Annotated in this window: 28 protein-coding genes; 22 read left to right on the top strand and 6 right to left on the bottom strand. The window is 67.0% G+C overall.

Going from position 1 to position 25,262, the window contains the following annotated elements; all coding sequences use genetic code 11:
• Positions 1-5 precede the first annotated feature (5 nt).
• Complete coding sequence (locus VF651_09650) at positions 6-1,304, top strand: RsmB/NOP family class I SAM-dependent RNA methyltransferase (GenBank protein ID HEX7965970.1); 1,299 nt, start codon at positions 6-8, stop codon at positions 1,302-1,304.
• A 106-nt stretch (positions 1,305-1,410) separates the two neighbouring features.
• Here VF651_09650 and VF651_09655 read toward each other — a convergent pair whose 3' ends face one another.
• Complete coding sequence (locus VF651_09655) at positions 1,411-2,325, bottom strand: folate-binding protein (protein ID HEX7965971.1); 915 nt, start codon at positions 2,323-2,325, stop codon at positions 1,411-1,413.
• 91 nt (positions 2,326-2,416) lie between these two features.
• Here VF651_09655 and VF651_09660 point away from each other — a divergent pair, with 91 nt between their 5' ends.
• From VF651_09660 to VF651_09690, 7 genes are all read left to right on the top strand, one after another.
• Positions 2,417-2,590 carry a DUF1674 domain-containing protein gene (locus tag VF651_09660; GenBank protein HEX7965972.1) on the top strand — a complete coding sequence of 58 codons (174 nt, stop codon included), beginning with the start codon at positions 2,417-2,419 and terminating at the stop codon, positions 2,588-2,590.
• Between the two features lie 9 nt (positions 2,591-2,599).
• On the top strand, positions 2,600-2,986 hold the full coding sequence (sdhC, locus tag VF651_09665; GenBank protein ID HEX7965973.1) for a succinate dehydrogenase, cytochrome b556 subunit: 387 nt from the start codon (positions 2,600-2,602) through the stop codon (positions 2,984-2,986).
• A complete protein-coding gene (gene sdhD / locus VF651_09670; protein ID HEX7965974.1) occupies positions 2,983-3,363 on the top strand; it encodes a succinate dehydrogenase, hydrophobic membrane anchor protein in 381 nt (126 codons plus the stop codon). The genes sdhC and sdhD overlap by 4 nt, the downstream gene beginning before the upstream one ends.
• Before the next feature lie 2 nt (positions 3,364-3,365).
• Positions 3,366-5,153: a succinate dehydrogenase flavoprotein subunit gene (gene sdhA, locus VF651_09675; protein HEX7965975.1), complete on the top strand. Its 1,788-nt coding sequence runs from the start codon at positions 3,366-3,368 to the stop codon at positions 5,151-5,153.
• Positions 5,154-5,162: 9 nt separating this feature from the next.
• Positions 5,163-5,939: a succinate dehydrogenase iron-sulfur subunit gene (locus VF651_09680; GenBank protein ID HEX7965976.1), complete on the top strand. Its 777-nt coding sequence runs from the start codon at positions 5,163-5,165 to the stop codon at positions 5,937-5,939.
• A 164-nt stretch (positions 5,940-6,103) separates the two neighbouring features.
• Positions 6,104-6,298 (top strand): succinate dehydrogenase assembly factor 2, encoded by a 195-nt coding sequence (locus VF651_09685; GenBank protein HEX7965977.1) that lies wholly within the window; start codon positions 6,104-6,106, stop codon positions 6,296-6,298.
• Positions 6,267-6,701, top strand: coding sequence for a protein YgfX (locus VF651_09690; GenBank protein HEX7965978.1), 435 nt, complete (start codon positions 6,267-6,269; stop codon positions 6,699-6,701). Before VF651_09685 ends, VF651_09690 begins: the two co-directional genes overlap by 32 nt.
• Here VF651_09690 and nadB read toward each other — a convergent pair whose 3' ends face one another.
• Complete coding sequence (nadB, locus tag VF651_09695) at positions 6,702-8,333, bottom strand: L-aspartate oxidase (GenBank protein ID HEX7965979.1); 1,632 nt, start codon at positions 8,331-8,333, stop codon at positions 6,702-6,704.
• A gap of 154 nt (positions 8,334-8,487) precedes the next feature.
• Here nadB and rpoE point away from each other — a divergent pair, with 154 nt between their 5' ends.
• The 13 genes from rpoE (at position 8,488) to VF651_09760 (ending at position 17,719) form a co-directional block, all read left to right on the top strand.
• Positions 8,488-9,090, top strand: a complete 603-nt coding sequence (gene rpoE, locus VF651_09700; GenBank protein ID HEX7965980.1) for an RNA polymerase sigma factor RpoE — start codon at positions 8,488-8,490, stop codon at positions 9,088-9,090.
• Between the two features lie 13 nt (positions 9,091-9,103).
• Positions 9,104-9,712, top strand: a complete 609-nt coding sequence (locus VF651_09705; protein ID HEX7965981.1) for an RseA family anti-sigma factor — start codon at positions 9,104-9,106, stop codon at positions 9,710-9,712.
• 54 nt (positions 9,713-9,766) lie between these two features.
• On the top strand, positions 9,767-10,408 hold the full coding sequence (locus tag VF651_09710) for a PDZ domain-containing protein (protein ID HEX7965982.1): 642 nt from the start codon (positions 9,767-9,769) through the stop codon (positions 10,406-10,408).
• Positions 10,405-10,653 (top strand): glutaredoxin family protein, encoded by a 249-nt coding sequence (locus VF651_09715; GenBank protein HEX7965983.1) that lies wholly within the window; start codon positions 10,405-10,407, stop codon positions 10,651-10,653. Before VF651_09710 ends, VF651_09715 begins: the two co-directional genes overlap by 4 nt.
• A 208-nt stretch (positions 10,654-10,861) precedes the next feature.
• Complete coding sequence (gene lepA / locus VF651_09720; GenBank protein HEX7965984.1) at positions 10,862-12,655, top strand: translation elongation factor 4; 1,794 nt, start codon at positions 10,862-10,864, stop codon at positions 12,653-12,655.
• Positions 12,656-12,670: 15 nt separating this feature from the next.
• Entirely contained in the window at positions 12,671-13,477 is an 807-nt protein-coding gene (gene lepB / locus VF651_09725) for a signal peptidase I (GenBank protein ID HEX7965985.1), read from the top strand.
• 42 nt (positions 13,478-13,519) lie between these two features.
• Complete coding sequence (locus tag VF651_09730) at positions 13,520-13,897, top strand: DUF4845 domain-containing protein (GenBank protein HEX7965986.1); 378 nt, start codon at positions 13,520-13,522, stop codon at positions 13,895-13,897.
• Positions 13,894-14,571: a ribonuclease III gene (rnc, locus tag VF651_09735; GenBank protein ID HEX7965987.1), complete on the top strand. Its 678-nt coding sequence runs from the start codon at positions 13,894-13,896 to the stop codon at positions 14,569-14,571. Before VF651_09730 ends, rnc begins: the two co-directional genes overlap by 4 nt.
• Positions 14,564-15,463, top strand: a complete 900-nt coding sequence (era, locus tag VF651_09740; GenBank protein HEX7965988.1) for a GTPase Era — start codon at positions 14,564-14,566, stop codon at positions 15,461-15,463. The genes rnc and era overlap by 8 nt, the downstream gene beginning before the upstream one ends.
• Complete coding sequence (recO, locus tag VF651_09745; protein HEX7965989.1) at positions 15,460-16,179, top strand: DNA repair protein RecO; 720 nt, start codon at positions 15,460-15,462, stop codon at positions 16,177-16,179. Before era ends, recO begins: the two co-directional genes overlap by 4 nt.
• A 22-nt stretch (positions 16,180-16,201) precedes the next feature.
• The gene (gene pdxJ / locus VF651_09750; protein ID HEX7965990.1) at positions 16,202-16,939 is read left to right on the top strand and encodes a pyridoxine 5'-phosphate synthase; all 738 of its coding nucleotides are present in this window, start codon (positions 16,202-16,204) and stop codon (positions 16,937-16,939) included.
• Complete coding sequence (gene acpS / locus VF651_09755) at positions 16,936-17,325, top strand: holo-ACP synthase (protein ID HEX7965991.1); 390 nt, start codon at positions 16,936-16,938, stop codon at positions 17,323-17,325. Before pdxJ ends, acpS begins: the two co-directional genes overlap by 4 nt.
• A gap of 205 nt (positions 17,326-17,530) precedes the next feature.
• Positions 17,531-17,719 carry a hypothetical protein gene (locus VF651_09760; protein HEX7965992.1) on the top strand — a complete coding sequence of 63 codons (189 nt, stop codon included), beginning with the start codon at positions 17,531-17,533 and terminating at the stop codon, positions 17,717-17,719.
• 50 nt (positions 17,720-17,769) lie between these two features.
• Here the strand turns inward: VF651_09760 and VF651_09765 are convergent, their stop codons facing one another.
• Positions 17,770-18,999 carry a cupin domain-containing protein gene (locus VF651_09765; protein ID HEX7965993.1) on the bottom strand — a complete coding sequence of 410 codons (1,230 nt, stop codon included), beginning with the start codon at positions 18,997-18,999 and terminating at the stop codon, positions 17,770-17,772.
• Between the two features lie 143 nt (positions 19,000-19,142).
• On the opposite strand from VF651_09765, the gene VF651_09770 reads away from it, so the two are divergent.
• Positions 19,143-20,207, top strand: coding sequence for a SagB/ThcOx family dehydrogenase (locus VF651_09770; protein ID HEX7965994.1), 1,065 nt, complete (start codon positions 19,143-19,145; stop codon positions 20,205-20,207).
• Here VF651_09770 and VF651_09775 read toward each other — a convergent pair.
• From VF651_09775 to VF651_09785, 3 genes are all read right to left on the bottom strand, one after another.
• Positions 20,204-24,373, bottom strand: a complete 4,170-nt coding sequence (locus VF651_09775; GenBank protein HEX7965995.1) for a two-component regulator propeller domain-containing protein — start codon at positions 24,371-24,373, stop codon at positions 20,204-20,206. The genes VF651_09770 and VF651_09775 overlap by 4 nt on opposite strands.
• 20 nt (positions 24,374-24,393) lie before the next feature.
• Complete coding sequence (locus VF651_09780) at positions 24,394-24,681, bottom strand: hypothetical protein (GenBank protein HEX7965996.1); 288 nt, start codon at positions 24,679-24,681, stop codon at positions 24,394-24,396.
• A 163-nt stretch (positions 24,682-24,844) separates the two neighbouring features.
• Positions 24,845-25,150: an Hpt domain-containing protein gene (locus VF651_09785; GenBank protein ID HEX7965997.1), complete on the bottom strand. Its 306-nt coding sequence runs from the start codon at positions 25,148-25,150 to the stop codon at positions 24,845-24,847.
• Positions 25,151-25,262: the final 112 nt, after the last annotated feature.

The following is a 25,262-nucleotide window of genomic DNA, read 5'->3' on the forward strand; positions in this document are numbered from 1 at the left end:
TAGCCGTGGCGTCCGATGAAGTACGCCACGGGCGTTCCAGGCTGGGCCAAGCGACGGAGATACTGCATAGCATCCTCTCCGAGACGCGCCATCCTGCCGACCACCTCATAGACCAGTACTTCCGTGCCCACCGCCAGATGGGTTCCAAGGACCGGGCCTTCGCCGCCGAGACGGTCTACGGCTGCCTGCGCCGCAAGGCAGAGCTGGAAGCCCTGGCGGGTCCGCTGCTGCAGGACGCTGATCGCGCCCGCTGGCTGGTGGCCACCTATCTATTGAAGTATTCCGGCTGGAGCGGCCGGGCCCTCGGCGAAGCCGGTTTCAAGGATTCAGATGCACTGGTGGCGCGGGTCCGGTCCGTGAAGACCCAAGACCTGCCGTTCGCTGCCCGCATCAACATGCCGGAGTGGCTGGCACAGAAGCTGGTCGCGCAATACGGCGAAGCCGAGACCATCGCTCTCAGCGAAGCTCTCAACCGGCCTGCCCAGGTGGGTATCCGGGTGAACACCTTGCGCACGGACCGGGATACGCTGATGCAGCGCCTCGCGGCCTCCGGCAATCCCTGCGAGCCCATGAAGTATTCGCCCATCGGCCTGCAGCGGGACAAGCGCGGACCCTTGTTCAACACCGAGGAGTTCCGGGAAGGCCTCTTCGAGCTGCAGGACGAGGGTAGCCAGCTCCTGGCGCTCATGACGGAGGCAGCGCCCAAGGAGAAGGTGGTGGATTTCTGCGCCGGTGCCGGTGGCAAGACCCTGGCCCTCGCGGCCATGATGCAGAACACCGGTGCGCTGAACGCCTACGATGTCTCACCCGGCCGCCTGGAGAAGATGAAGCCACGCCTGGCCCGGGCCGGCGCCTACAATGCCCAGGCCTTCGCCATCCGGGACGAGCATGAGGCGATATTGAAGAAATACGCCGGCACCGCCGACGCGGTGCTGGTGGACGCGCCGTGCTCCGGCACCGGCACGCTGCGCCGCAACCCGGACATCAAGTGGCGGCCCATAGACCTCGCCATGCTGACCAAGCTCCAGGCCAGCATCCTGGCGGAGGCAGCCAAGCTGGTGAAGCCGGGTGGAAGGCTGGTCTATGCGACCTGCAGCCTGCTGGAGGAGGAGAATGGCGCCGTCACGGCGGCGTTCCTGGCGGCGCACCCGGAGTTCCAGGTGATGCAAGCGGCGCAGATATTGGAACGCCAGGGCGCGGAAGTGCCGGAAGGCTTGGGTGCAGAGGGAGCCTTGCGCTTGCTAACCCATAAGCACGGCACTGACGGGTTCTATGCCTTGGCGATGCGTAGGGCCGCCATCTGAGGCTTGAGGACTGGGGGAGGGGGTAGGCAGGTCAGTCTGACTGTGTTCCGATCCCTCTTGTTGAGTTCTGGAGCGCTGTCACAAAAGATTCACAATCGAGGGGGGTCTACCATGAAACGAGTTTCATCGGTGCGCCGCTGGCGGCGTGCAGCAGCGCTGCGTCCTTGAAATCGTCTTGGAGCACCATCAGGATCTGCCAGATGTCTTGAGCGTCCTGCCGGGCGTCCACCACTTCCGCCACGGGGGCATCGTGTCCCTGGGCATGGATCTGGGCGCCGGGCCTGAGCTGGACGCTCGTCCGGCTCTCGGCCCGCACCATGTGGCGTTTCACGCCGCCACGGTAGTGGGCGCGGGCGATGACCTCCTGCCCGATGTAGCAGCCCTTCTTGAAGTCGATGGCGCCCAGCTCCGCCAGGCCCAGCATCTGGGCGACGAAGTGCTCACTGGTCTCGGCGAAGACCGTGGGCTCTCCCGCGAGGATCTTGTGCAGGGCCCAGATGTCTTCGGTGCCGGAGGTGGTGACCGGCTCCCAGCGCCGCTTCAGCACGGCCATGGCCTCGGCGCCGCCATAGATGGCGTAACGCGAGTCGCCGTGCAGGCGTATCGCCTGGATGCCGTCCATGCGGGTGAGGTCGTTCACCCGGCTCGGCACGGGGATGCCAGCCTGGGCCAGGAGGGCGGGAGCGCCTTCGCCGATGAGTCCCAATGTCGAGATGCTGTCGCCGGCGTCTTCGAGCTGGACCTTGGAGCGCAATACATACATGGAGAGACGCTTCAGCACCGCGCTCTTGAGGCTCGCTGCCAGCGCGATGTGGATGTGCTCGCCACGGCGGAACAGGCGCAGCACCGCCACCACCCGGCCCTTGGCGTTGCTCCAGCAGCTGAGCTGGCTGATATCGGGCGTGAGCCGCTCGAGGTCGGTGCTGAACTGTCCTTGCAGGAACGCCACGGCGTCCGGTCCGCTCGCGCAGAGCAGGCCCTTGTAGGACAGGTCAACCAGGATGGGCTTGTCGGGCAGCATGACGGCTCATCTATTGTAGTCGCTCGGTCAAGGGGTTCGGGCGGGATGGGCTTTGGGTGTAAAATGGGCGGCTATAAGAGCAAGGCATCCCATGTCCGAGCAGCGCACCGAGATTCCGGCCCCAGACGCCCACCGGGAACCGCTTCCCGGCACGGCAGCTCCGGAGCCCAAGTCCCAGCAGCCCAAGGAGATCGGCGGCCCCAAGGGGCCGGAGCCGACCCGCTTCGGCGATTGGGAGAAGAATGGCCGCTGCATAGATTTTTGAAGGTGAAGCATGGCCGATAACAGACCGCTCTCGCCGCATCTCGGCATCTACCGCTGGCAGATCACCATGACCATGTCCATCCTGCACCGCGTCACCGGGGTGGCGCTGGCGGTGGGCAGCATCCCGCTGGTGTGGTGGCTGGTGGCGGCGGGCACCGGCCCCGAGGAGTACGCCCGTGTGGCGGATTTCTTCCACACCGGTTTCGGCCAGTTCCTGCTCATCGGCTGGACCTTCTCCCTTTACTACCACCTCTGCAACGGTGTCCGGCACCTGTGCTGGGACGCGGGCTGGGGCTTCCAGATCAGGACCTTCTATATCACCGGCTACGTGGCCTGGGTCGCGGCCCTGATCCTTACCGCCTTCACCCTCTGGCGCGCCTATGGAGGTGCCCCATGAGCTTCCGCACTCCCCTGGGACAGGCGCGGGGCTTGGGTTCCGCCAAGAGCGGCACCGGCCACTGGTGGGCGCAGCGCGTCACCGCCCTGGCGCTCATCCCCTTGAGCCTCTGGTTCGCGGGCTCGGTGCTGCAGCTCGTGCACGAGGACTACGTCGTCGTGGTGGTGTGGCTGCACACCCCCTGGGTGGCGGTGCTCCTGAGCCTGTTCCTCGTCACGCTGCTCTACCACGCTTATCTCGGCGTGCAGGTGGTGCTGGAGGACTACGTGCATGGGGAGGGGCTCAAGATCGCGAGCCTGCTGCTCGTCAAATTCGCCTGCATCCTGTTCGGCGCCATCGGCGTGTTCACCGCGCTGCGCGTCGCCTTCGGAGCCTGAACGTGAGCCAAGCCTACAAGACGGTCGATCACATCTACGACGTGGTGGTGGTGGGTGCCGGCGGTGCCGGACTGCGCGCCACCTTCGGCCTCGCCGAGGCGGGGCTCTCCACCGCCTGCATCACCAAGGTGTTCCCCACCCGCAGCCACACCGTGGCGGCGCAGGGCGGCATCAGCGCCGCGCTCGGCAACATGGGCGAGGACGACTGGCGCTGGCACATGTACGACACCGTCAAGGGCTCCGACTGGCTCGGCGACCAGGACGCCATCGAGTACATGTGCAAGGAGGCGCCGCAGGCCGTCATCGAGCTCGAGCACTACGGCGTGCCGTTCTCCCGCACCGAGCAGGGCAAGATCTACCAGCGTCCCTTCGGCGGCATGACCACCCGCTACGGCGAGGGCACCGCGCAGCGCACCTGCGCCGCGGCGGACCGCACCGGCCACGCCATGCTGCACACCCTCTACCAGCAGAGCCTCAAGCACCAGGCCGAATTCTTCATCGAGTACTTCGCCCTGGACCTGCTCATGGAGGGCGAGCAGTGCCGCGGCGTGGTGGCCTGGGACCTCGCCACCGGCACGCTGCACCGCTTCATCGCGCAGCAGACCATCCTCGCCACCGGCGGCTACGGCCGCACCTACTTCTCCTGCACCTCGGCCCACACCTGCACCGGCGACGGCAACGGCATGGTGCTGCGCGCGGGCCTGCCGCTGCAGGACATGGAGTTCGTGCAGTTCCACCCCACCGGCATCTACGGCGCCGGCTGCCTCATCACCGAGGGCGCCCGCGGCGAGGGCGGCTACCTGACGAACAGCAAGGGCGAGCGCTTCATGGAGCGCTATGCGCCCAACGCCAAGGATCTCGCCTCCCGCGACGTGGTGTCCCGCGCCATGACCATGGAGATCCGCGAGGGCCGCGGCGTCGGTCCCGAGAAGGACCACATCCACCTGCACTTGGAGCACCTGGGGCCCGAGGTGCTGCACGAGCGCCTGCCCGGCATCTCCGAGACCGCGCGCATCTTCGCCGGCGTGGACGTGACCAAGCAGCCCATCCCGGTGCAGCCCACGGTGCACTACAACATGGGCGGCATCCCCACCAACTACCACGGCGAGGCCCTGACCCTGAAGGGCAAGAACCCGGACAGCGTCGTCCCCGGCCTCATGGCCATCGGCGAGGCGGCCTGCGTGTCGGTGCACGGCGCCAACCGCCTGGGCTCCAACTCGCTGCTGGACCTCGTGGTGTTCGGCCGTTCCGCCGCGCACCGCTGCGCCGAGACCGTGAAACCCGGCAAGACGCCGCGCAACTTCCCGCAGGAGTCCACCGACCAGGTGCTCTCGCGCTTCGACGGGCTGCGCCACGCCGACGGCAAGGAGAGCACCGCCGCCATCCGCCTGCGCATGCAGAAGGTGATGCAGAGCGACGCCGCCGTGTTCCGTACCGAGAAGAGCCTGGCGGAAGGGAAGAAGCGCCTGAAGGACGTCTACGACTCCTTCCAGGACGTGAAGGTGAGTGACCGCTCCCTCATCTGGAACAGCGACTTGGTCGAGACCCTGGAGCTCGACAACCTCCTGGGCTGCGCCATGGTCACCATGAACGGCGCCCTGAACCGCGAGGAGAGCCGCGGGGCCCACGCCCGCGAGGACTTCCCGGACCGGGATGACAAGAAGTGGATGAAGCACACCCTGGCCTGGATGGACGGGAAGGGCAAGGTGGAGTTCGGTTATCGTCCGGTGCACATGGAAACGATGACCGACGAAGTTGATCCTATTCCTCCCAAGAAGCGCGTGTATTGAGGGATCGCCATGGCTGAATTCCTGCTGCCCAAGAATTCCCGCATGAAGGAAGGCAAGACCTTCAAGGCCATCGACGCCAAGAACGTCAAGCGCTTCCGCGTCTACCGCTACGATCCGGACAGCGGCGAGAACCCGCGCATCGACACCTATGAAGTGGACATGGACAAGTGCGGCCCGATGGTCCTGGACGCGCTGCTCAAGATCAAGAACGAGATCGACCCGACCCTGACGCTGCGCCGCTCCTGCCGCGAGGGCATCTGCGGCTCCTGCGCCATGAACATCGATGGCACCAACACGCTGGCCTGCACCAAGGCCTGCGACGAGATCAAGGGCGACGCCCGGGTCTACCCGCTGCCCCACATGAAGGTGGTGAAGGACCTGGTGCCGGACCTCACCAACTTCTACGCCCAGTACGCCTCCATCAGGCCCTGGATACGCACCCAGTCCGCCGCGCCGGACCGTGAACGCCTGCAGTCCAAGGAGGAGCGGGAGAAGCTGGACGGGCTGTACGAGTGCATCCTCTGCGCCTGCTGCTCCACGAGCTGCCCGAGCTACTGGTGGAACAGCGAGCGCTACCTGGGTCCCGCCATCCTGCTGCAGGCCTACCGCTGGATCGTGGACAGCCGCGACGAGGACACCGGCGAGCGCCTGGACGAGCTGGAGGATCCCTTCAAGCTCTACCGCTGCCACACCATCATGAACTGCGCCCGCACCTGCCCGAAGGGCCTGAACCCCGCGAAAGCCATCGCCGAGATCAAGAAGCTCTTGGCGGCTCGTCAGCACTAAGCCCCGCATGCCGGAGATCGCCCAGCTCAAGTGGCGCTGCCGTAGAGGGCGAGGCCGCATGCGGCCGAGCGACCGGCCAGGGATGGCCGGGCTGGAAGGCGCACCAGGGATGGTTAGCAGACGTGTCTGAAGTTCCCCAGCTGCGATGGAAATGCCGCAGAGGTATGAAGGAGCTCGATCTCCTGCTGGTCCGCTACCTGGATTCCCGTTATCCCGCCGCGCCCCAGGAAGAGCAGGGCGCGTTCCGGGAGCTGCTGGAGATGCAGGACCCGGTGCTCTTCGCCTACGTCACCGGGCGCGAACGCCCCGCCACCGAGGAGCTGTGCCGTGTCGTCGACGCCCTACGGCGCGCCCCTTGAGCTCCTGGTGAGGCCCTCGCGCCTCACCGCCGTGTTCCTCTGCCTCATGCATTCCCTGGCCGCGCTGGTGTGCCTGCCGCTGCCTCTCGCGCCCGTGACCCGCATCGGGCTGCTGGTCGCCATCATCTGTGCCTTCGTCTGGAACATGTACGTGTTCATGCAGCGCACGCCGAAGCGGCTGCATTGGTCGCCGGAGGCGGGCTGGAACATGACCGACCGGCACGGCGTCGAGCACGCCCTCAAGCCGCTGCCGGAGGCCTACATCGGCAACTGGCTGGTGGTGGCGTACTTCCGGGACGAGGGCGACAAGAAGCGGACCGTGATGCTGGCCCAGGACAGCGTGCGGGCGGAAGGGTTCCGGCGCCTCAAGGTGCTGCTGCGTTACGGAACACCTAAAGCCTGATCAGCGCCAGTTCACCTGCAGGTTGCTGCCGGCGAAGTTAGGCGGGACCAAGACTGTGTTCTGCGGGATGCGCTTCTTGTCCGCCTCGGGATAGTCGAGGGTGTAGTGCAGGCCGCGGCTCTCGCGGCGGCGCTGGGCCGACTGGATGATGAGGCTCGCCACCAGCGTCAGGTTGCGCAGCTCCACGAGGTCGCCGTTGATGCGGAAGTTGCCGTAGTACTCTTCGATCTCGTGCTGCAGGAGCTCGGTGCGGGAGAGGGCGCGCTTCAGGCGCTTGTCGGTGCGCACGATGCCCACGTAGTCCCACATGAAATGCCTAAGCTCGCTCCAGTTGTGGGATACCACCACCTCCTCGTCGGAGTCCGTCACGCGGCTCTCGTCCCAGTCCGGGAGCTTCTTCGGCAGCTCCGCGTCACCGGCCTGGGCCGCGATGTCCGCCGCCGCGGCGAAGCCGAACACGATGCACTCCAGCAGCGAGTTGCTGGCCATGCGGTTGGCGCCGTGCAGGCCCGTGAACGCGGTCTCGCCGACGGCGTAGAGGCCCGGCAGGTCAGTGCGGCCGGCGAGGTCCGTGAGCACGCCGCCGCAGGTGTAGTGCGCCGCAGGCACCACCGGGATCGGCCCCTTCGTCATGTCGTAGCCGTAGTCGAGGCAGCGGGCATGGATGGTGGGGAAATGCTCGCGGATGAAGTCCGCGGGCCGGTGGCTGATGTCCAGCAGCACGTGGTCTGAGCCCAGGCGCTTCATCTCGTGGTCGATGGCGCGGGCCACGATGTCACGCGGAGCGAGCTCGCCGCGCTTGTCGAAGCGCTGCATGAAGGGCGTGCCGTCCGGCAGCAGCAGCTTGCCGCCTTCCCCGCGCACCGCCTCCGAGATCAGGAAAGATTTCGCGCGCGGATGGTAGAGGCAGGTCGGGTGGAACTGCATGAACTCCATGTTCCCCATGCGGCAGCCGGCGCGCCAGGCCATGGCGATGCCGTCGCCGGTGGAGCCGTCCGGGTTGCTGGTGTAGAGATACACCTTGTTGGCGCCGCCGCTGGCGAGCACCACGTGCCGCGCCGCCACGGTCCGCACCTTGCGTTTCCGGCGGTCCAGGAGGTAGGCGCCGTAGCAGCGGGGCTCCGGCAGACCGAGCTTGGCGGCGGTGATGAGGTCCACCGCCATGTGATGCTCCAGCAGCGTCACGTTGCCGCGCTTCCTCACCAGCTCTTCGAGGGTCGTCTCGATGGCGCGGCCGGTGGCGTCGGCCGCATGCACCACGCGCCGGTGGCTGTGGCCGCCCTCGCGGGTGAGGTGGTAGGCACCCAGCGCCTCCTCGTCGCGGGTGAACTTCACGCCCTGCTCGATGAGCCAGCGGATGCAGGAAGGTCCCTGCTCGACGACATATCTCACCGTGGCCGGGGTGGAGAGGCCGGCGCCGGCGTTGAGGGTGTCCTCGATGTGGGACTCGATGGAATCGGCCTCGTCCAGGACTGCCGAGATGCCCCCCTGGGCATACAGGGTGCTGCCCTCCGTCAGGGGCCCCTTGGAGACCAAGCCGACGCGCAGGGAAGGGGGCAGGCGCAGGGCCAGGGTGAGGCCCGCGGCGCCGCTGCCGATGATGAGCACGTCGTAGGAGGCCGTCTGCTGCATGGGGGTGACTTGGCCCGCCGGCCCCGGTGGGGGCTGCTAGACTAGCGGGCAGGGGCCCCTTCAAGCCCCCGGAAGGACGCGAAATATACTCGCATCCCCCAGTCCTGGCGAACTTTTCCCCTATCCGGTTGTCCATGACCTTAGAGCCATGAACATGCCCAGGCCCATAGTCGAACTTGAGCCTGGCAAGGCCGATGCCGACCAGGTGCTGGTGCGGCGCGTGCAGCGTGGCGACAAGGCCGCCTTCGACGTGCTGGTGCGTAAGTACCAGCACAAGATCGTGAAGCTGGTCACACGCTACGTGCATGACAGCACCGAGGCCCTGGACGTGGCCCAGGAGGCCTTCATCAAGGCCTACCGGGCGATACACGGGTTCCGTGGAGACAGTGCGTTCTACACCTGGCTCTACCGGATCGCGATCAACACGGCCAAGAACCACCTGGTGGCGGAAGGCCGCCGGCCGATGGAACGCGGCATGGACCTGCAGGATCCGGAGCAGTACGAACTGCAAGCCCGGCTGCGGGATGTGGCGACCCCCGAGCGGCTGCTGCTCACGGACGAGATCCAGCGCACGGTGGAGGAGGCGATCGCCGACCTGCCCGAGGACCTGCGCACGGCCATCGTGCTCAGGGAACTGGAAGGCATGAGCTACGAACAGATCGCCGAGACCATGGCCTGCCCGGTGGGCACGGTACGGTCGAGGATATTCAGGGCGCGCGAGGCGATAGACGCCAAGCTCAAGCCCCTTTTGGACTGAACGAGAGAGAGCGATGACCCAGAAGCTGCGCGAACAGATATCGGCCCTGGCCGACCACGAACTCCCGGAGGGCGAGCACGAGCTCCTGCTGCGCCGCTTCGCCGTGGAGAAGTCGCTGCGGCTGCACTGGGAGCGCTACCACCTCATCGGCTGCGCCCTGCGCAAGGAGCTGCCGGCGGTGGACACCCGCGGTTTCGCCGACCGGGTGATGGCCGTGCTGTCGGACGAGCCGCTGCCGGCCGCGCCGCCGGCCCGGTTGATGGACAAGCTGCTCAGGGGCGCCGCCGGCTTCGCCATCGCCGCCTCGGTGGCGGTGGTGGCCATCGTGGGCCTCAAGCACGGCGGCCACACCGGCGCCGCGCCCTCGGAGATCGTGCCGAGCAGCGCAGCGAGTGGCGAGAGCTCGCCCGTGGACCTCATGAACGATGCGAACTGGACCGGCGATCCGCTGCCGGCGTCCCTGGACAACGCGCTGGTGGACCAGGAGGGCATGATGCCCGTGGGGATGCACGGCCTGCAGTCCCGCCGCTACCAGGCCAAGCCCAAGGCCGACCCGGATACGGCGCTGGACGGGACCCAGGAAGAGACCAGGGACCGCCCCCGGCCCCCCCGCCAGTACTAGGCTCCCGGGCCGCTATTGCGGCGGGCTTAGGCATCCACCACAATCCTGGCTCCTATGCGAGCCATCGGCCTGTTCCTGGCGACCAGCCTCGCGAGCACCCTCATGGGGGTATCGCAGGGTGAGTGCGCGCCGGCCGCGGCCAACATCCGTCCCATCCCCCTCGTGGTCACCGACGCGCCCGCCCGGCCGGGCGTGAAGACCGGCCATGTCTCGTCCATGCCCAACGGTTATGGCGATGAACCCGGCGACCGCTCCGCCTCCAGCACCGGCCGCCGCAGCCATACCGAGGCTGCGCCTAGCGAGGGTGGCTCCGGCCAGAGCCCGGTACACAACCGCGTCAGCGCCTATTCGGCGGTATTGGACACCTTGGGCAGCGCCCATGGCAGCAGCGCCACTGGCGGCGGCGAGGCCCAGGGCCTCGGGCTCGCGCTCCGGCCGCTCACGGATGCCGAGCGCCGCGCCTTCGCGGTGGAGGCCGGAGGCATCATCGTCACCAGCGTCACGCCGGGCGTCGGCATGCGCGCCGGCTTCCATGCGGGCGACGTGGTGCTGATGCTGGATGGCGTGGACGTGACCAGCACCGACCAGTTCTACAAGCTCACCCGAGAGCTTCCCCGCGACCGTCCGGTGCCGGTGCTGGTGCGCCGCCCGGGCAGCAACCTGTTCCTGCCCCTGGGCGCTCCGGCGCACCGTTGACCGGCCTCACGCTCTATCACCGCCCGGCTTGCCACCTCTGCGAGCAGATGCTCGCGGCGATCTATTTCCACTATGGCGACGAGATCGAGGTCGCCCTGGTGAACGTGGACGGGGATCCGGCCCTGAAGCAGCGCTACGGCACCCGCATCCCGGTGTTGGCGGCGGGGGAGCGGGTGATCTGCGAGGGGCGGCTGGATGAGGCGGCCCTGCAGGGCTATTTCCACCAGAAGGCCGGCCTCGCGTGAGGGGCTAAGTCACTGATTCGCCGGCGCTACGTCCCTGTTTCGTCATACTCCAAACCGTTATAATGCGCTGTCCCGCAAGGCCTTTTGGCCGGCGGGGCATGAACGGGGCCCTACCTGAACATATAGGGGCCTGCCCGGCTTCCAGGCGACCACCTCCGGCGTCCGAAAAGCTCACCCAGATCAGCAAAAGTACCGGCCCGCCGTGGACATGCAGCGCATCCGCAATTTCTCCATCATCGCCCACATCGATCACGGCAAATCCACGCTCGCCGACCGCTTCATCCAGTTCTGCGGCGGCCTGGAAGCGCGCGAGATGGAGGAGCAGGTGCTGGACTCCAACCCCATCGAGCGCGAGCGCGGCATCACCATCAAGGCCCAGAGCGTCTCGCTGCGATTCAAATCGAAGGACGGTCAAGCCTACCAGCTGAATTTCATCGATACCCCGGGCCACGTGGACTTCTCCTACGAGGTGTCCCGCTCGCTGGCCGCCTGCGAGGGCGCGCTGCTGGTGGTGGACGCCTCCCAGGGCGTGGAGGCCCAGAGCGTCGCCAACTGCTACACCGCGCTGGACCAGGGCCTGGAGGTAGTGCCGGTCCTGAACAAGATCGACCTGCCCAACGCCGAACCGGACAAGGTGGCGGAGGAGATCGAGGAGATCATCGGCATCGGCGCCACCGACGCGGTGCGCGTCAGCGCCAAGACCGGCCTCGGCGTTCCGGAACTGCTGGAAGAACTGGTCAGGCGCATCCCGCCGCCCAAGGGCGACGCCAACGCGCCGCTGCAGGCGCTCATCATCGACTCCTGGTTCGACAACTTCGTGGGCGTGGTGTCGCTGGTGCGCGTGGTGAACGGCAGCATCAAGCCGCGCCAGAAGCTCCTGGTCATGTCCACCGGCCGCGCCCATGAAGTGGCGCGGGTGGGCATCTTCACTCCCAAGATGGGCGACACCGAGGGGCTGAGCGCCGGCGACGTGGGCTACGTCATCGCCGGCATCAAGGAGATCGACGGCGCGCCGGTGGGTGACACCTTCACTTCGGCGGACAAGCCGGCCAATTCGCCGCTGCCCGGCTTCAAGCAGGTGCAGCCGCGCGTGTTCGCCGGCATGTTCCCCATCAGCTCCGACGACTACGAGAACTTCCGAGAGGCGCTGCGCAAGCTGCGCTTGAACGACTCGGCCCTGCATTTCGAGCCGGAGACCTCCACCGCGCTCGGCTTCGGCTTCCGCTGCGGCTTCCTCGGCATGCTGCACATGGAGATCGTGCAGGAACGCCTGGAGCGCGAGTACAACCTGAGCCTGATCACCACCGCGCCGACCGTGGTCTACGAGGTGCTGACCACCGGCGGCGAGACGCTGTACGTGGACAACCCGTCCAAGCTGCCGCAGGTCGACCGCATCGACGAGATCCGCGAGCCCATCATCACCGCCAACATACTGGTGCCCCAGGAGTACGTGGGCAACGTCATGACGCTTTGCCAGGAGAAGCGCGGCATGCAGAAGAAGATGCTGTACCACGGCAGCCAGGTGGCCATGGCTTACGAGATGCCGCTCAACGAAGTGGTGATGGATTTCTTCGACCGGCTCAAGTCCTCCAGCCGCGGCTATGCCTCCTTCGATTATGTGTTCGAGCGCTTCCAGGCGGCGCCCCTGGTCAAGCTGGACCTGCTCATCAACGGCGACCGGGTGGATGCGCTCTCGCTCATCGTGCACAAGGACAGCGCCTACGTGCGCGGGCGCGACCTGTGCGAGAAGATGCAGGAGCTGATCCCAAGGCAGATGTTCGAGGTGGCCGTGCAGGCCGCCATCGGCTCACACATCATCGCGCGCACCTCCGTGAAGGCCTTGCGCAAGAACGTCACCGCCAAGTGCTACGGCGGCGACATCACCCGCAAGCGCAAGCTGCTGGAGAAGCAGAAGGAAGGCAAGAAGCGCATGAAGCAGATCGGCACGGTGGAGATCCCGCAGGAAGCGTTCCTGGCGGTGCTCCATGTGGGTAAAAAGTAAACCAAGGGGTTATCGATGCATTTCGACTTCGAAGCGATCCTGACCCTGGCCACCGCGTTCACGGGCGTGGTGTGGCTGGTGGACGCGTTGTACTTCGCGCCGCGCCGCCGCAAGGCCGCGCCGCCAGTGCTGGGCGTGGACGGCGTGGAGGCGCCGGGGGCGCGCGAGCCCATGCTGGTGGACTACTCCAAGTCCTTCTTCCCGGTGATCCTCCTGGTGCTGGTGCTGCGCTCGTTCCTGGCGGAGCCCTTCCACATCCCGTCCTCGTCCATGGTGCCCACCCTGGAGCAGGGCGACTTCATCCTGGTGAACAAGTTCACCTATGGCATCCGCCTGCCGGTGCTGCACACCAAGATCGTGACGCTGGGCGAGCCCAAGCGAGGCGACGTGGCCGTGTTCCGCTATCCCAACGACCCGCGCGAGGACTACATCAAGCGCATCGTGGGCGTGCCGGGGGACCATATTGTTTACCGGGATAAAACGCTGTATATCAATGGCGTCGTCATGGCCAAGGACGCGCTCGGCACCTACGCCGGGCCGGACCCGGAATCGCAGGGAAGTGCGCTGGCGCGCGAGCACCTGGGCGACGCGGTCCACGAGCTGCTCACCAATCCTGAGCGCTTCGGCCGCGAGGGTGAATGGACCGTGCCGGAGGGAGAGTACTTCGCCATGGGCGACAACCGTGACAACAGCAACGACAGCCGCTACTGGGGCTACGTCCCCGAGGGGAACCTGGTGGGCCGGGCCTTCTTCATCTGGCTGAACATCGACGCGTTCGGCAACAGGGCACTGTGGCACCGTGTCGGCACCGTGATCCATTGACCGTCTGATAGCGCGGCGCGCGCCGCACCTGGGAGAACAGCGATGAGCAAGCGTAAGCACCAAAGCGGCCTGACCATGATCACCTGGATAGTCCTGATCGCGATGATCGGCTTCATCGGCATCTTCGGCTTCAAGCTGATGCCGATCTACATGGAGTACAACTCCATCAACAACTCCCTGACCACGGTCTCCAAGCAGGTCACCAGCGGCGAGACTCCTGCCCAGATCCGCTCCAACATCTCGAGCCTGTTCGACGTCAATAGCGTGGACGTCATCAAGGCCGACGACGTGGAGATCAAGCAGGATCCGGACACCAAGGCCCTGGTCATGAACCTCGACTACGATGCCCGCACCAACTTCATCGCCAACGTCGACCTGGTGGTGCACTTCGAGAAGACTTACTCGGCCAGCGGGCATTGAGCCACGACCGCGCCAGCCTGTTGCGGGCGCTGGGCCGGACTTTCTCCGACCCCGACCTGCTGGCGCTGGCGCTCACCCACCGCAGCGCCGGGGGGCATAACAACGAGCGCCTCGAGTTCCTGGGCGACGCGCTCATCAACGTCTGCGTGGCCGAGGCCCTCTACCGGCGCCATCCCGGCCTGGAGGAGGGCGACCTGAGCCGCCTCAGGGCCAGCCTCGTGAACCAGGAGACGCTCGCCGAGGTGGCCCGTGAGCTGGACCTGGGTTCCCACCTCACCCTCGGTCCCGGCGAGCTCAAGAGCGGCGGCTTCCGCCGCGCTTCGATCCTCGCCGACGCGCTCGAGGGCCTGGTGGGCGCGGTGTTCCTGGATGCCGGCTTCGACGCCGCCCGCGAAGTGACGTTGCGCCTGCTGGAATCGCGTCTCGCTACCCCGCCGTCGGCGGAATCCCTCAAGGATGCGAAGACCCGCCTGCAGGAGGTGCTACAGGCGCGCGAGCTGCCGCTGCCGGCATACGCGGTGGAATCGGTGCGGGGCGAGCCCCACAAGCAGACCTTCCGCGTGAGCTGCAGTATCACGGCCCTGCAGGTGCGTACCGAGGGCGAGGCGGGGAGCCGCCGTGCCGCGGAGCAGGAAGCGGCGCGGCGCGCCCTGGAGCGGCTTGCCCATGGCTGAATCGAATTTCCGCGCGGGTTTCATCGCGGTCGCTGGCCGTCCCAACGTCGGCAAGTCCACGCTGGTGAACGCACTGGTGGGCCGCAAGATCAGCATCGTCACCCCCAAGCCCCAGACCACCCGCCGCAGGGTGCTGGGCATCAAGACCACGCCCACCGAGCAGCTCATCTTCGTGGACACGCCGGGCCTGCACTCAGGCGAGAAGCGCGCCATCAACCGATCCATGAACCGCACCGCCGTATCCGCCGCCAGCGAGGCGGACCTGTGCCTGCTGGTGGTGGAGGCGCTGCAATGGAACGACGATGACGTGGAGGCCCTGGCCCGGCTCGCGCGGCTGGAGCGCCCCCTGGGTCTCGTGGTCAACAAGCTGGACAAGGTGAAACCCCGCGATCGCGTGCTGCCCTTCCTGGAGGAGATGCAGGCGCGCCATCCCTTCCTGTTCGTGGTGCCGGTCTCGGCCTCCAAGCAGGACAACCTTAACGGGCTTGAGCGCCTGCTCGCCGAGAACCTGCCGGAATCGCCCATGCTGTTCCCGGCGGAGCAGGTCACCGACCAGGACGAGATGATGCGCGCCTCGGAGTTCGTGCGCGAGCAACTCATCATGGCCCTGCGCGAGGAAGTGCCGTATTCGGTGGCGGTGACCATCGATGAGCTCAAGCTGGACGGCGAGATGCTGCGCATCACCGCCAGCATCTGGGTGGAGCGGGAAGGGCAGAAGTCCATCGTCATCGGCCAAGGCGGCGCGCTGCTCAAGCAGGTGGGCCGGGCCGCGCGCCTGGAGATGGAGAGGGAGTTCGGCCGCAAGGTGTTCCTGCAGATGTGGGTCAAGGTGCGGGAGAACTGGTCCGACGACGCCCGCGCGCTCGCCACCCTGGGATTCGAGGAAGGATGAGGGCCGAGCGGGTCAGCCTCGCGCCCGCTTACCTGCTCCACCAGCGCAACTGGCGCGAGACCAGCCGGCTGCTGGAGGTGTGGAGCCGGGAGCATGGCCGCCTGGGACTCGTGGCGCGCGGGGTACGCAGGCCGACTGCGCCGCAGCGCAGCCTGCTGCAGCCTTTCACGCCGCTGCTCCTGTCCTGGTCCCAGCGCGGCGAGCTCGGCAACCTCGGTGCCGTGGAGGCGGCCGGTCCGCCGGTGCTGCTGCGCGGCCGCCCGCTGCTGGCGGCGTTCTACATGAACGAGCTCCTGCTGCGCCTCTTGCCGCGCCAGGATGCACACCCGGATCTCTACGACGCCTACGCCCGCACCCTCATGGAATTGGCCGGTCTCACACCCGCCGCAGCGCTGCGCCGGTTCGAGCTCGGCCTCCTGTCTGCCATCGGCTATGGCCTCAACCTCATACAGCTCGCCTCGGCGGATGAGCCGGTGGAGGCGGGGGAAGACTATCTCTACGACCTGGACGCCGGGCCGCGCCCGGCCGGGGGGCGCCGCGGGCCGGGCGTGCCGATCCGCGGCCGCGCGCTGCTTGCGCTGCATGCGGGAGCGTTGGATGATGCCGACGACCTCAAGGACGCGAAGCGGCTGCTCAAGGCGGCGCTGGAGCGGCACCTGGAGGGGCGCGCCCTCAAGACCAGCGGCGTGATGCGCGCGCTGGCGCGCAAGGCCTGAACCCCTAAGGAGGTGTAACCACATGAATCCTGCCGGCGGCATCGCCCTCGGGGTCAACATCGATCATGTCGCCACCGTGCGCCAGGCGCGCGGTACGCCTTACCCGGATCCGGTGGAGGCAGCCGCGCTGGCGGAGGGCGCCGGCGCCGACTCCATCACCGTGCACCTGCGGGAGGACCGGCGCCACATCCAGGAACGTGACGTGGTGCTGCTCAAGCAGACCGTGAAGACGCGCCTCAACCTCGAGATGGCGGTGGAGGAGGAGATGCTGGCCTTGGCGGAACGGGTGCTGCCGCCGGACTGCTGCCTGGTGCCGGAACGGCGCCAGGAGCTCACCACCGAGGGCGGCCTGGACGTGCGCGGCCAGCTCGCGCGCCTCAAGCAGGCTTGCATCCGGCTCAAGGCCGCCGGCATCCGCGTGGCGCCGTTCATAGACCCGGACCGGGACCAGATCGACGCCTGTGCCGAGGCCGGCGCTCCGGTGGTGGAGCTGCACACCGGCGCCTACGCGGAAGCACAGGGTGCGCGCCAGGCTGAGGAGCTGCACCGGCTGGTGGAGGCGGCGCGCCATGCCGCCCGCATCGGCATCGAAGTGCATGCCGGCCACGGCCTGCACTACCACAACGTCAAGCCGGTGGCGGCGATCCCCGAGGTCGTGGAGCTCAACATCGGCCATTCCATCATCGCGCGGGCGGTCATGGCGGGCCTGCCGGCGGCGGTGAAGGAGATGAAAGACCTGCTGCGGGAGGCACGGGCTTGATCTACGGCGTCGGCACCGACGTGGTGCAGGTGTCTCGGGTCGAGGCGATCTGGCGGCAGCGCGGCGAGGCCTTCGCGCGCCGCATCCTCATGCCGGAGGAACTCGCGTTCTTCGCCCGCAGCAGGAACCCGGTGCGTTTCCTCGCCATGCACTTCGCCGCCAAGGAGGCGGTGGTCAAGGCGCTCGGCACCGGATTCCGACATGGCATGTGGGTGCGGGACACCGGTTTCGTGCCGGACGAGCGCGGCAAGCCCTGTGTCATCTTCTCGGAACGCGGCAGGCGCGTGTGCGGCAGTCTCGGCGTCGGCGTGGCTCATGTGAGCCTCACGGATGAGGCGGGCTTGGTGGTCGCGATGGCCGTGGCCGAGAAAGCGCAGCAAGCGTGAACCAAGTCTCATACCCGCGGGTCTCGGGTTTTCCCCTATTGCCGAATAGGGGGTTTCCCGTATACCTGCAACGCTTTCACCTCGCTCCCTGACATATAATTAGCCCAGCCCGCGGAATTGCGGGCTCTTCACGGTCACCGCCGGTGCCCGTGGAGGCCGTCCCCATGATGGGGACGTCAAATGGACCCTGACAAGGAGATGAGTCATGTCTAGCAAGGTCGCTGTCAACGTGTGTGATGAGATCAGGAAGAGCCTCACCGCCGCCCAGCCGGCACGCTCCTCTCATGAGAAGCAGGACTTCAAGCTGAAGCGGTTCCAGGGCAACAAGGGCGGCTTCGGCGCGTCCACGCTCTGCGCCGGCACCGTGTTCGGATTGAGTGGGCTGAAGGACTGAGCGTGACGAGAGCCCACTCGTCCGGTCCGCGGACGAGTGGGAATTTTTCCTCAGGCACGCTCACGGCTGAACCGGTAGAGTCCCAAGCGGACCGTGATCACGTCGAGATATCCGAGCAATTCTTCCTGGGTGCAGCCCGCGCCCGCCGACAATTCCTCCAGCGTCTGACCGTCTTTCGTCCTTAGTGCCTCCCAGAAAGAGACCGGCAGGTAAGAATAGTCCTGGCCATCCGTGGTGATGGCGAGGAAGCCGGTCGAATTGTGCTCGCGCAGCAGGAAGCGGGCGCCGGTGGGTACCAAGCGCGCTTCCTTGCCTTCGGATGTCTTCAGCAACTGGAGCGAGCGCTGCGCTGCTTCCAAGGCGGACGTGTTTCCGCCGGCGTGGGGGATGAAGTCCAGGCTCGCCGCGGGGCCGTTGGCCAGAGCTTCCGTAAGGTACGTCTCGAACTCCCGGCAGATGAGCGCGAGCCGCTCCCGGCCCCGGGGGCTTTCCAGCTCCTCGAGTTCCAGCGCCCTGCGCAGTTCCACCGTCTCCCCCAGCCTGTTGTAGGCATAGCGCAACAGGTTCGAGAACAGGCCGATCCAGGTATTGGGGGTGTACGCCACCGCCATCTGCAGCGCCGGGGCCGGCGAGTCATTGGTGACCCGGTGCACCCATCCCCTTGGCATATAGAGACAGTCGCCGGCGACTTGGCGCACGTCGTATCGCGGGACCGACATGTCTACGTCCGGCTCGACTTCCTGCATGGAGAGATGCCTGGTCGGCAGGGGCGTGACGGGATCATGCAGCCGCCAGCGCTTCGCCCCCGCGAGGTTGAAGCTGAACACGTCCAAGTCATCGTAATGGACGTCCGATGCGGCCGCCTCCGCCGGGGTGGCGATGCAGTAGTCGTACAGGTCGCCCTCGAGGCGCTCCTGCAGCACCCTAAGCGGCGTCCCGAGGGCAGGGAGGTAACGGGAGCAGTGCCGGATGACGAAGGCGACCTTCTCTTCCTCGAACATGCGCCGGAACCAGGCGGGATGGTCCGATACGCCCTGCATGCGCTCGCCGATCTCGCGTGCCGGGATCTCGCCGCCGGCGTCGCGGCTGCGGGTGTAGCGGGCGTCGCCGTTCGCATGGGCGAGGTGCACGATCCCGAACACATCGTCCAGGCTCGCGCAGAGGGGCAGGGCGGACTTGCCGAACCAGGGACGCCGCTCGAAGATGTCGGCGAAGAACGTCTCGTCGGACAGTCCGCCGAAGAGCTGGGCCAGGCCGGGTCGCGGGATGGGCTGTCGCATGCGCTCTCCATGGGGCGAGCGAGTCCCTTCGCGCGGGCCGGCGGTCCTTCCATACCGCCGTGGCATATCCAGTCTAGAGCATTTCACGCGGCTTGCCCGCTATACAATGGGACGATGGCTCGGATCGCCGGAGGGAGCTAAGGATGAGATTCAGGCGCGCGGCTACGCTAAGTGCGGGTTTCGAGGCCGGGGAGATCGTGGTCCACAACTTCCTGACCCAGGATCGCTTCACCTGCTCCCTCGAATGCCTGCAGTTCCTGGCGCAGCTGGACGAGTGGCACAAGGACCGCGAGCTGTTCCGCTATTTTCCCGACACCGACGCCGGCAGCCTGGCGGAGCAGGTGGCCGAGCTCGTGGGCATGAACGCACTGGTGGTGGAGGGCACGCCCCAGGCGGAGCGGGACGAGACCTACCGGCGCGAATGGCTCTGGGGCACCACCGCGGGCCTGTTCCACTTCGGCGTCCGGAACACGCCCTTCATGGTGGGCAAGCCGGCGCGGCAGTTCATGCGCAAGCGCAAGACGTGGCGCGCCTCGCCGCCCCTGCACCAGACCAACAGCAGGCGGCGCAAGGTGACGGCACTGCCGCGCACCGACCTCGAGCAGGAGCCCTTCGCGCTGATGCGCCGGCGCCGCAGCCAGCGCGACTTCGATGGCCGCGCTATCGGCCTGCAGGCGCTGGCGGACTGCCTGTTCGCCGGCAACGGCATCGTCGACTTCTTCACCGAGGATGCGGACTACGGGCGGCTGCCCATCGCCATGACGCCGTCAGGCGGCGCACGCAATCCCTACGAGCTCTACGTGTATGCGCGCAACGTCGCGGGGCTCGAGCCTGGCTTCTACCACTATGGCGCGCTCAAGCGCGACCTGGGCCTGGTGCGGGCGGGGAAAGTGAAGGTGCCGGAGATGCTGGGCGGGCAGAAGTGGCCGGCCCAGGCCTCGGCCATCGTGTTCCTGGTGGCGCATTTCCCGCGCACCATGTGGAAATACCACCTGCCCATGGCCTATCGCATCGTGATGATGGAGGCGGGTTTCATCTGCCAGAACATCGCCCTGGCGGCCACGGCGCACGGCCTGTCAGCCGTGCCTTCCGGCGCACTCAAGGAGGATGTGATCGAGGGCTATCTCGGCACTCCGCCGCTGGAGTCGGCAGTGGTATTCACCATGAGCCTCGGCAAACCCAAGCCAGAGCGGCCCCGCCGCCGCTAGCCTGCGGCGCGCCGCTTGCGGGCGTGCCGGTCCATGTGCTGGCGCAGGAGATCCACCAGCTGCTGCTCATTGAAGGGCTTCATCAGGAACCCGTCCATCAGTCCCTGCTGTGCCTGGCCCTTGCCCTCGGGCAGCACGTCGGCGCTCATGGCGATGATGGGCGGCACCGCATCGCCATAGGTGGCGCGCAGCTTGGTGGCGGTCTCGATACCGTCCATCCGCGGCATGTGGATATCCAGGAGCGCCGCCTGCCAGGGACCGCGGGCCGCAAGGTCCAATAGCTCCAGCCCATTGCCCGCTTCGGCGGTGCGGAACCCCGACTGGTTGAGCATGGTGACCAGCAGACGGCGGTTGATGCGGTTGTCGTCCGCCACCAGCACCAGCGGCGCGTCGGGGGCCGGCGCGGCGGCCGGTTGCTTCGAGGCATCGGCGGCGCCCACGCTGGGCTCCACCGCCGCCTGCACCAGCGACTGAAGTTCCAGGTACACGGTCTTCTCGCGGGCGGTCTTGCTCAGCACGCGATGGTAGAGCGCCTCCGAGAGGTCCTTCAACGCCTGCCGTTCTATGCGCGGCGCGAGGATCAGCATCGGCGGCAGGGCCGGGGAGAACTTCTGCTTGAGTTCCCCGAGGTGCGCAAGCTCGCGCTCGCCCAGGGACAGCACCGCCGCTTCCGCCTGCATGCTCATGAGCGATTCCAGTTCGCGCACCTCCCTCACGTCGGCGCCCAGGCGCGTGAGCGAAGCGCGCCAAGCGGCGCTGGAGAGCGGGTGCTTGTCATAGAGCAGGATGGAGAGCTTGCGCGGCAGGCGTGTACCGGGGGTCGCATGCTTCTGCAGGCGGAACTTGAGCTGGAACTCGAAGATGCTGCCGGTGCCGACGCGGCTCTTCACCCCGATGCTGCCGCCCATGAGATCCAGGAGCTTCTTGCAGATCGCGAGGCCGAGGCCGGTGCCTTCCACCTGGTGGCGGGTGGAGATACGGCCGCGGGCATAGGCGTTGAAGAGCTGGCCGATCTCGTTCTCGGGGATGCCGATGCCGGTATCGCTGACGCTGAACGTGAGCGTGGTGTCGCGCTCGCCGTGCGCCACCTGTTTCACCTCGATACAGACCGCGCCGGACTCGGTGAACTTGATGGCGTTGCTGAGCAGGTTGGTGAGCACCTGGCGCATGCGCAGCGGGTCGCCGCGCAGCTGCAACGGCACCTCCGGCGGGATCACCCGTACCAGCTCCAGGCGCTTCTGATAGGCGATGGGGGCGAGCAGCTCGAGCGTGCTCTCTATGAGCTCCAGGAGGTCGAAGTCCACCTCGTCGATCAGCAGCTTGCCGGCCTCCAGGCGCGAGAGGTCAAGGGTGTCGTTGATGATCGCCAGGAGGCTCTCGGAAGACACCCGGATGGTGCTCACGTAGTCCTTCTGCTCCGAGGAGAGCGGGGTCGAGGTCAGCAGCTTGGTGTAGCCCAACACGCCCGTCAGCGGGGTCCGCAGCTCGTGGCTCATGTTCGCCAGGAACTGCGACTTCACCTGCTCGCCCTCGGCGGCGCGCCGTTGCGCGATCTCGAGCTCGGCGTTCTTGAGGTTCACGCCCTGCAGGGTCTCGCGCAGCTCCAGGGTCGCTTCCTTGACCTGCACCTCGAGGCGCTCCACGAAGTGGCTCTTGAGCTCGTTCGCCTCGCGCAGCTCGGCGCTGATGGCCTTCTCGCGTACGATCTTGCGCTTGAGGCTGTACACGTAGGCGATGCTGCTGCCGATGATGATCAGCAGGTAGATGGTGTAGGCCCACCAGGTGCGCCACCAGGGCGGCAGCACCACGATGTCCAGCGTCGCCGGCACGGTGCTCAAGGTGCCCCAGTTGTTCGCGGCCCTGACTTCCAGGCGGTAGTGCCCGGGGTTCAGGTTGGTGAAGGTGATCTGGTGCGAGGGACTGGGCGGCGTCCAGTCCGGCTGGAATCCCAGCAGCCGGTAGGAGTAGCTGTTGGCCTGGGGCGCGCCGAAGTCGGTGGCCGCGACGTCGAAGATGCTGATGGCGTCGCGATAGCTCAAGGTCAGGTGCGAGTCGGGCAGGATCGGCAGGTGCACCGGCTTGCCTTCGCGGTAGGCGGTGACGCCGTTCAGCACCACGCCCGGCGGCTGCAGGTTGGGCTTGAGGTCCTTGGACAGGAAGCCTACCGCGCCCTGGCCGCCGCCGAACCACAGCCAGCCGTTCGAGGTGCGGGTATGGCCGTAGGAATAGTACTCGGTGATGGGCGAGCCCTGGTCGCGGCCGAAGGTGAGCACCGTGCCGCTCTTGGGGTCGAACCTCATCAGTGAGTTGACGCTGGCGAGCCACAAGAACCCCTGCGGGTCCTGCTCGATGCCGAGCACCTGGATGCGGTGGAACTGCGGCACCGCCTCGGGGCGGGCCAGCGGGTTGCCGGCGGCATCCAGCTTGAGGCGCCACAGCCCGTCGTAGGTGCCGATCCACAGCTCGTGGTGGGGGTCCAGGTACAGGCCCTGCACCACCGGCTCGATGTTGCCCGGGGTCATGGGTACCAGCGTGCTCTTGCCGGTGGCGGTGTCCACCTGGAACAGGCCGCGGAAGGTGCCGGCCCAGAGCGTGCGGGGCGTGGCCTGCAGCAGGTCCTCCACGATGTCGTTGGAGGAGAGCTCGGAAGGAGTGGTCCCGGCGATCTGCCGCGTCTTGGAGGTGGAGAGGTCGAAGTCCAGTAGGCCGTTGCCGAAGGTGGCGAGATAGGCCTGGTGGTCGCCGTGCATCACGATGCGGTCCGGTGCGCGCGGACGGATGTCCAGGTCGTCGCCGGGCCGCCAGGACTTGAGCACGCGGCCCTGGGAGTCCACCGAGATCAGGTAGCCGAGCTCGGTGGTGACCAGCAGCCCCCGTGCACCCATGCCGGCGATCGCCCGCACCATGCCGTAGCGGTTGAGGTCCAGGTGCATGAAGACGTTGCCGGCATCCTTGAGGCTGTCGTCCTGGGATGCGAGCGGGAACTGGTAGATGGTGCCCGGCGCGCCGAGCAGGAGCTTGCCCTGGTATTCGTACAGCGCGTGCACCTTGTCCGAGATGCCCAGCTTCACGCCGTTGATATCGGATGGCCGGAGCGAATAGACGTCCAGCACGTTGGGGTCCAGCAGGCTCACGCCGGCGTCGGTGGCGACCCAGATGAAGCCGGCCCGGTCCTGGAAGATGGAGAGTACGGTGTTGGAGGAGAGCGAATCTGTGTTGCCGATGTCCTGCTGGTAGCGGCGCACGTGCCCGGTGCCGGCACGGATCAGGTATAGGCCCGTGTTGATGCTGCCGTACCAGACGTTCTGCTGCCGGTCGACCCGCACGCTGTCCAACAGGTCCTCGCCGCCGGGATAGTGTTCGTTCGCTGCCCCCGGCACCTGGCGCAGCCCCGGCTCACCCGGCACGTACATGTAGGGGCCGGCATGGGTCGCCAGCCACAGGCGGTGTTGCGCGTCTTCGGCGATGCGCCAGATGTTGTTGGCTTCGCTGCTGTCACTCGCCCTGAAGTGGCGCGCGGGCGTCTTGCCGCTGGGATCGAACAGGTCGAGCCCGTTCAGCGTGGCGAGCCACACCCGCTGCTGGCTGTCCACCAGGATGTCGTTGATGCGGTTGTTTCCCGGTGCCGCGGGCCCGGATCCCGCCGGGAAGTGGCGGAACTTGCCGGTCTTCGGGTCGAAGACATCCAGCCCTGCATCCCAGGTGCCGATCAGCAGCGTGCCATCCGGGCCGGGGCCCAGCGACCAGATCGAATCGCTGATGATGCTGTCCGGGTCGCCCGGGATGTGCCGATAATGCTTGAACGCCCCGGTATCGGGATCGTAGAGGTTGAGGCCGTTGGAGAAGGTTCCGGCCCAGAGGCGGCCTTCAGGATCCTCGTACAGGGCCCGGATGAAGTTGCCGGAGATGCTCCCGGCGTCGTTCGGGTCGTGCCTGAAGATCTTGAAGGTGTAGCCGTCGTAGCGGTCCAGCCCGTCGATGGTGCCGAGCCACACGTAGCCCTTGCTGTCCTGGATGACGATGTTGACTTCGTTGTTGGACAGCCCGTCCTCCATGGTGAGGTGCCGGAACCGCGCGGTCGCGAGTCCCGGCACCGCATGGCAGGCGAACAGCGCCGCTGCTGCGCAGAGCAGCAGGGCGCGTGTCCGGCACATCGTGCGAGGCATGCGACGTGGCCTGGGGGACTTCAGGTGTCCTTGTTGTTGTAGGTCGGCGTGTCGGCGCACATGGAAGCGCTGCCGAAGGCGGCGTGGGCCTCGTTGAGCTGCCTGAGCGCCATCTTCGCCTGCTTCTTGGCCTTCGGGTTCGGATGGGTGGCGGCGATCTTGCCCAGGGTCTTGGATACCTGCTTCATCAGCTTGTCGCCCTTGCTGTAGTGCTGGGCGCGCTTCTTGGCGCTGGCCGCCGCCTTCTTGGCGTGGCTGCGGGCGTGCTTCTGAAGCTTGGCGGGAGAGACAGTCTTCTTGCCGGCCATGGTGAGCCTCCTTATTTGATGTTCACGATCCCTTACGGTGCATGCACGGGATACCCCTATCGCTGAGATGGCATGCCCATTCCAGTTTACAGAATGGGATTTGACCCTGCACGGCAGATCGAAAGAAATCCCAGGAATGTCGTGGCCTTAGGTAGGACCCGTCCTACAAGGCGGCCAGGACTCGGGTGACCTCGGCCGAGAAGCGGGCCATGGTGGCATGGTCAGGCGGACCGCCAGCGGCGACCGACTGCTCGACCTCCAGGCAAGCCTCCCGGAGCGCCTCCAGCCGGCAGAAGGAAGCGGAGCCCTTCACCCGGTGCACCTGCTCCCGGAGCTGTTCCCAGCGGCCGGCGATGAAGGCGTCTTCCGCGCTCTTGCGGTCCAGCGGCAGATCCTCGGCGAGCATCTGGCGTATCTCGGGCTTGAGCGCGGCGAGCGCCGCGGCGAGGCCGTCCTTATCCACCGTCATCAGCGGTCCTCCGCGTTCCCTTCCGGACATGGTGCGGCTTCCGCCGTCCGCGGTCAAAGGGCGGCCGGCCGGGGGTTTGTTAAACTGCGTGTTGCGCGGACCGCGCGCCCGG

Source organism: Gammaproteobacteria bacterium (genome assembly GCA_036383255.1).
Classification (GTDB): Bacteria; Pseudomonadota; Gammaproteobacteria; order Natronospirales; family REEB76; genus DASUBN01.

Excerpts from the sequence above, each read along its gene's own strand:
- VF651_09775 (HEX7965995.1), bottom strand. The coding sequence starts at position 24,373 with ATGCCTCGCACGATGTGCCGGACACGCGCCCTGCTGCTCTGCGCAGCA.
- VF651_09680 (HEX7965976.1), top strand. The coding sequence starts at position 5,163 with ATGGCTGAATTCCTGCTGCCCAAGAATTCCCGCATGAAGGAAGGCAAG.
- lepA (HEX7965984.1), top strand. The coding sequence starts at position 10,862 with ATGCAGCGCATCCGCAATTTCTCCATCATCGCCCACATCGATCACGGC.
- VF651_09660 (HEX7965972.1), top strand. The coding sequence starts at position 2,417 with ATGTCCGAGCAGCGCACCGAGATTCCGGCCCCAGACGCCCACCGGGAA.
- rpoE (HEX7965980.1), top strand. The coding sequence starts at position 8,488 with ATGCCCAGGCCCATAGTCGAACTTGAGCCTGGCAAGGCCGATGCCGAC.
- recO (HEX7965989.1), top strand. The coding sequence starts at position 15,460 with ATGAGGGCCGAGCGGGTCAGCCTCGCGCCCGCTTACCTGCTCCACCAG.
- VF651_09770 (HEX7965994.1), top strand. The coding sequence starts at position 19,143 with ATGAGATTCAGGCGCGCGGCTACGCTAAGTGCGGGTTTCGAGGCCGGG.
- era (HEX7965988.1), top strand. The coding sequence starts at position 14,564 with ATGGCTGAATCGAATTTCCGCGCGGGTTTCATCGCGGTCGCTGGCCGT.
- VF651_09655 (HEX7965971.1), bottom strand. The coding sequence starts at position 2,325 with ATGCTGCCCGACAAGCCCATCCTGGTTGACCTGTCCTACAAGGGCCTG.
- VF651_09785 (HEX7965997.1), bottom strand. The coding sequence starts at position 25,150 with ATGACGGTGGATAAGGACGGCCTCGCCGCGGCGCTCGCCGCGCTCAAG.
- lepB (HEX7965985.1), top strand. The coding sequence starts at position 12,671 with ATGCATTTCGACTTCGAAGCGATCCTGACCCTGGCCACCGCGTTCACG.
- VF651_09730 (HEX7965986.1), top strand. The coding sequence starts at position 13,520 with ATGAGCAAGCGTAAGCACCAAAGCGGCCTGACCATGATCACCTGGATA.
- VF651_09765 (HEX7965993.1), bottom strand. The coding sequence starts at position 18,999 with ATGCGACAGCCCATCCCGCGACCCGGCCTGGCCCAGCTCTTCGGCGGA.
- VF651_09710 (HEX7965982.1), top strand. The coding sequence starts at position 9,767 with ATGCGAGCCATCGGCCTGTTCCTGGCGACCAGCCTCGCGAGCACCCTC.
- VF651_09780 (HEX7965996.1), bottom strand. The coding sequence starts at position 24,681 with ATGGCCGGCAAGAAGACTGTCTCTCCCGCCAAGCTTCAGAAGCACGCC.
- VF651_09705 (HEX7965981.1), top strand. The coding sequence starts at position 9,104 with ATGACCCAGAAGCTGCGCGAACAGATATCGGCCCTGGCCGACCACGAA.
- sdhD (HEX7965974.1), top strand. The coding sequence starts at position 2,983 with ATGAGCTTCCGCACTCCCCTGGGACAGGCGCGGGGCTTGGGTTCCGCC.
- nadB (HEX7965979.1), bottom strand. The coding sequence starts at position 8,333 with ATGCAGCAGACGGCCTCCTACGACGTGCTCATCATCGGCAGCGGCGCC.
- VF651_09760 (HEX7965992.1), top strand. The coding sequence starts at position 17,531 with ATGTCTAGCAAGGTCGCTGTCAACGTGTGTGATGAGATCAGGAAGAGC.
- VF651_09685 (HEX7965977.1), top strand. The coding sequence starts at position 6,104 with ATGAAGGAGCTCGATCTCCTGCTGGTCCGCTACCTGGATTCCCGTTAT.
- pdxJ (HEX7965990.1), top strand. The coding sequence starts at position 16,202 with ATGAATCCTGCCGGCGGCATCGCCCTCGGGGTCAACATCGATCATGTC.
- sdhC (HEX7965973.1), top strand. The coding sequence starts at position 2,600 with ATGGCCGATAACAGACCGCTCTCGCCGCATCTCGGCATCTACCGCTGG.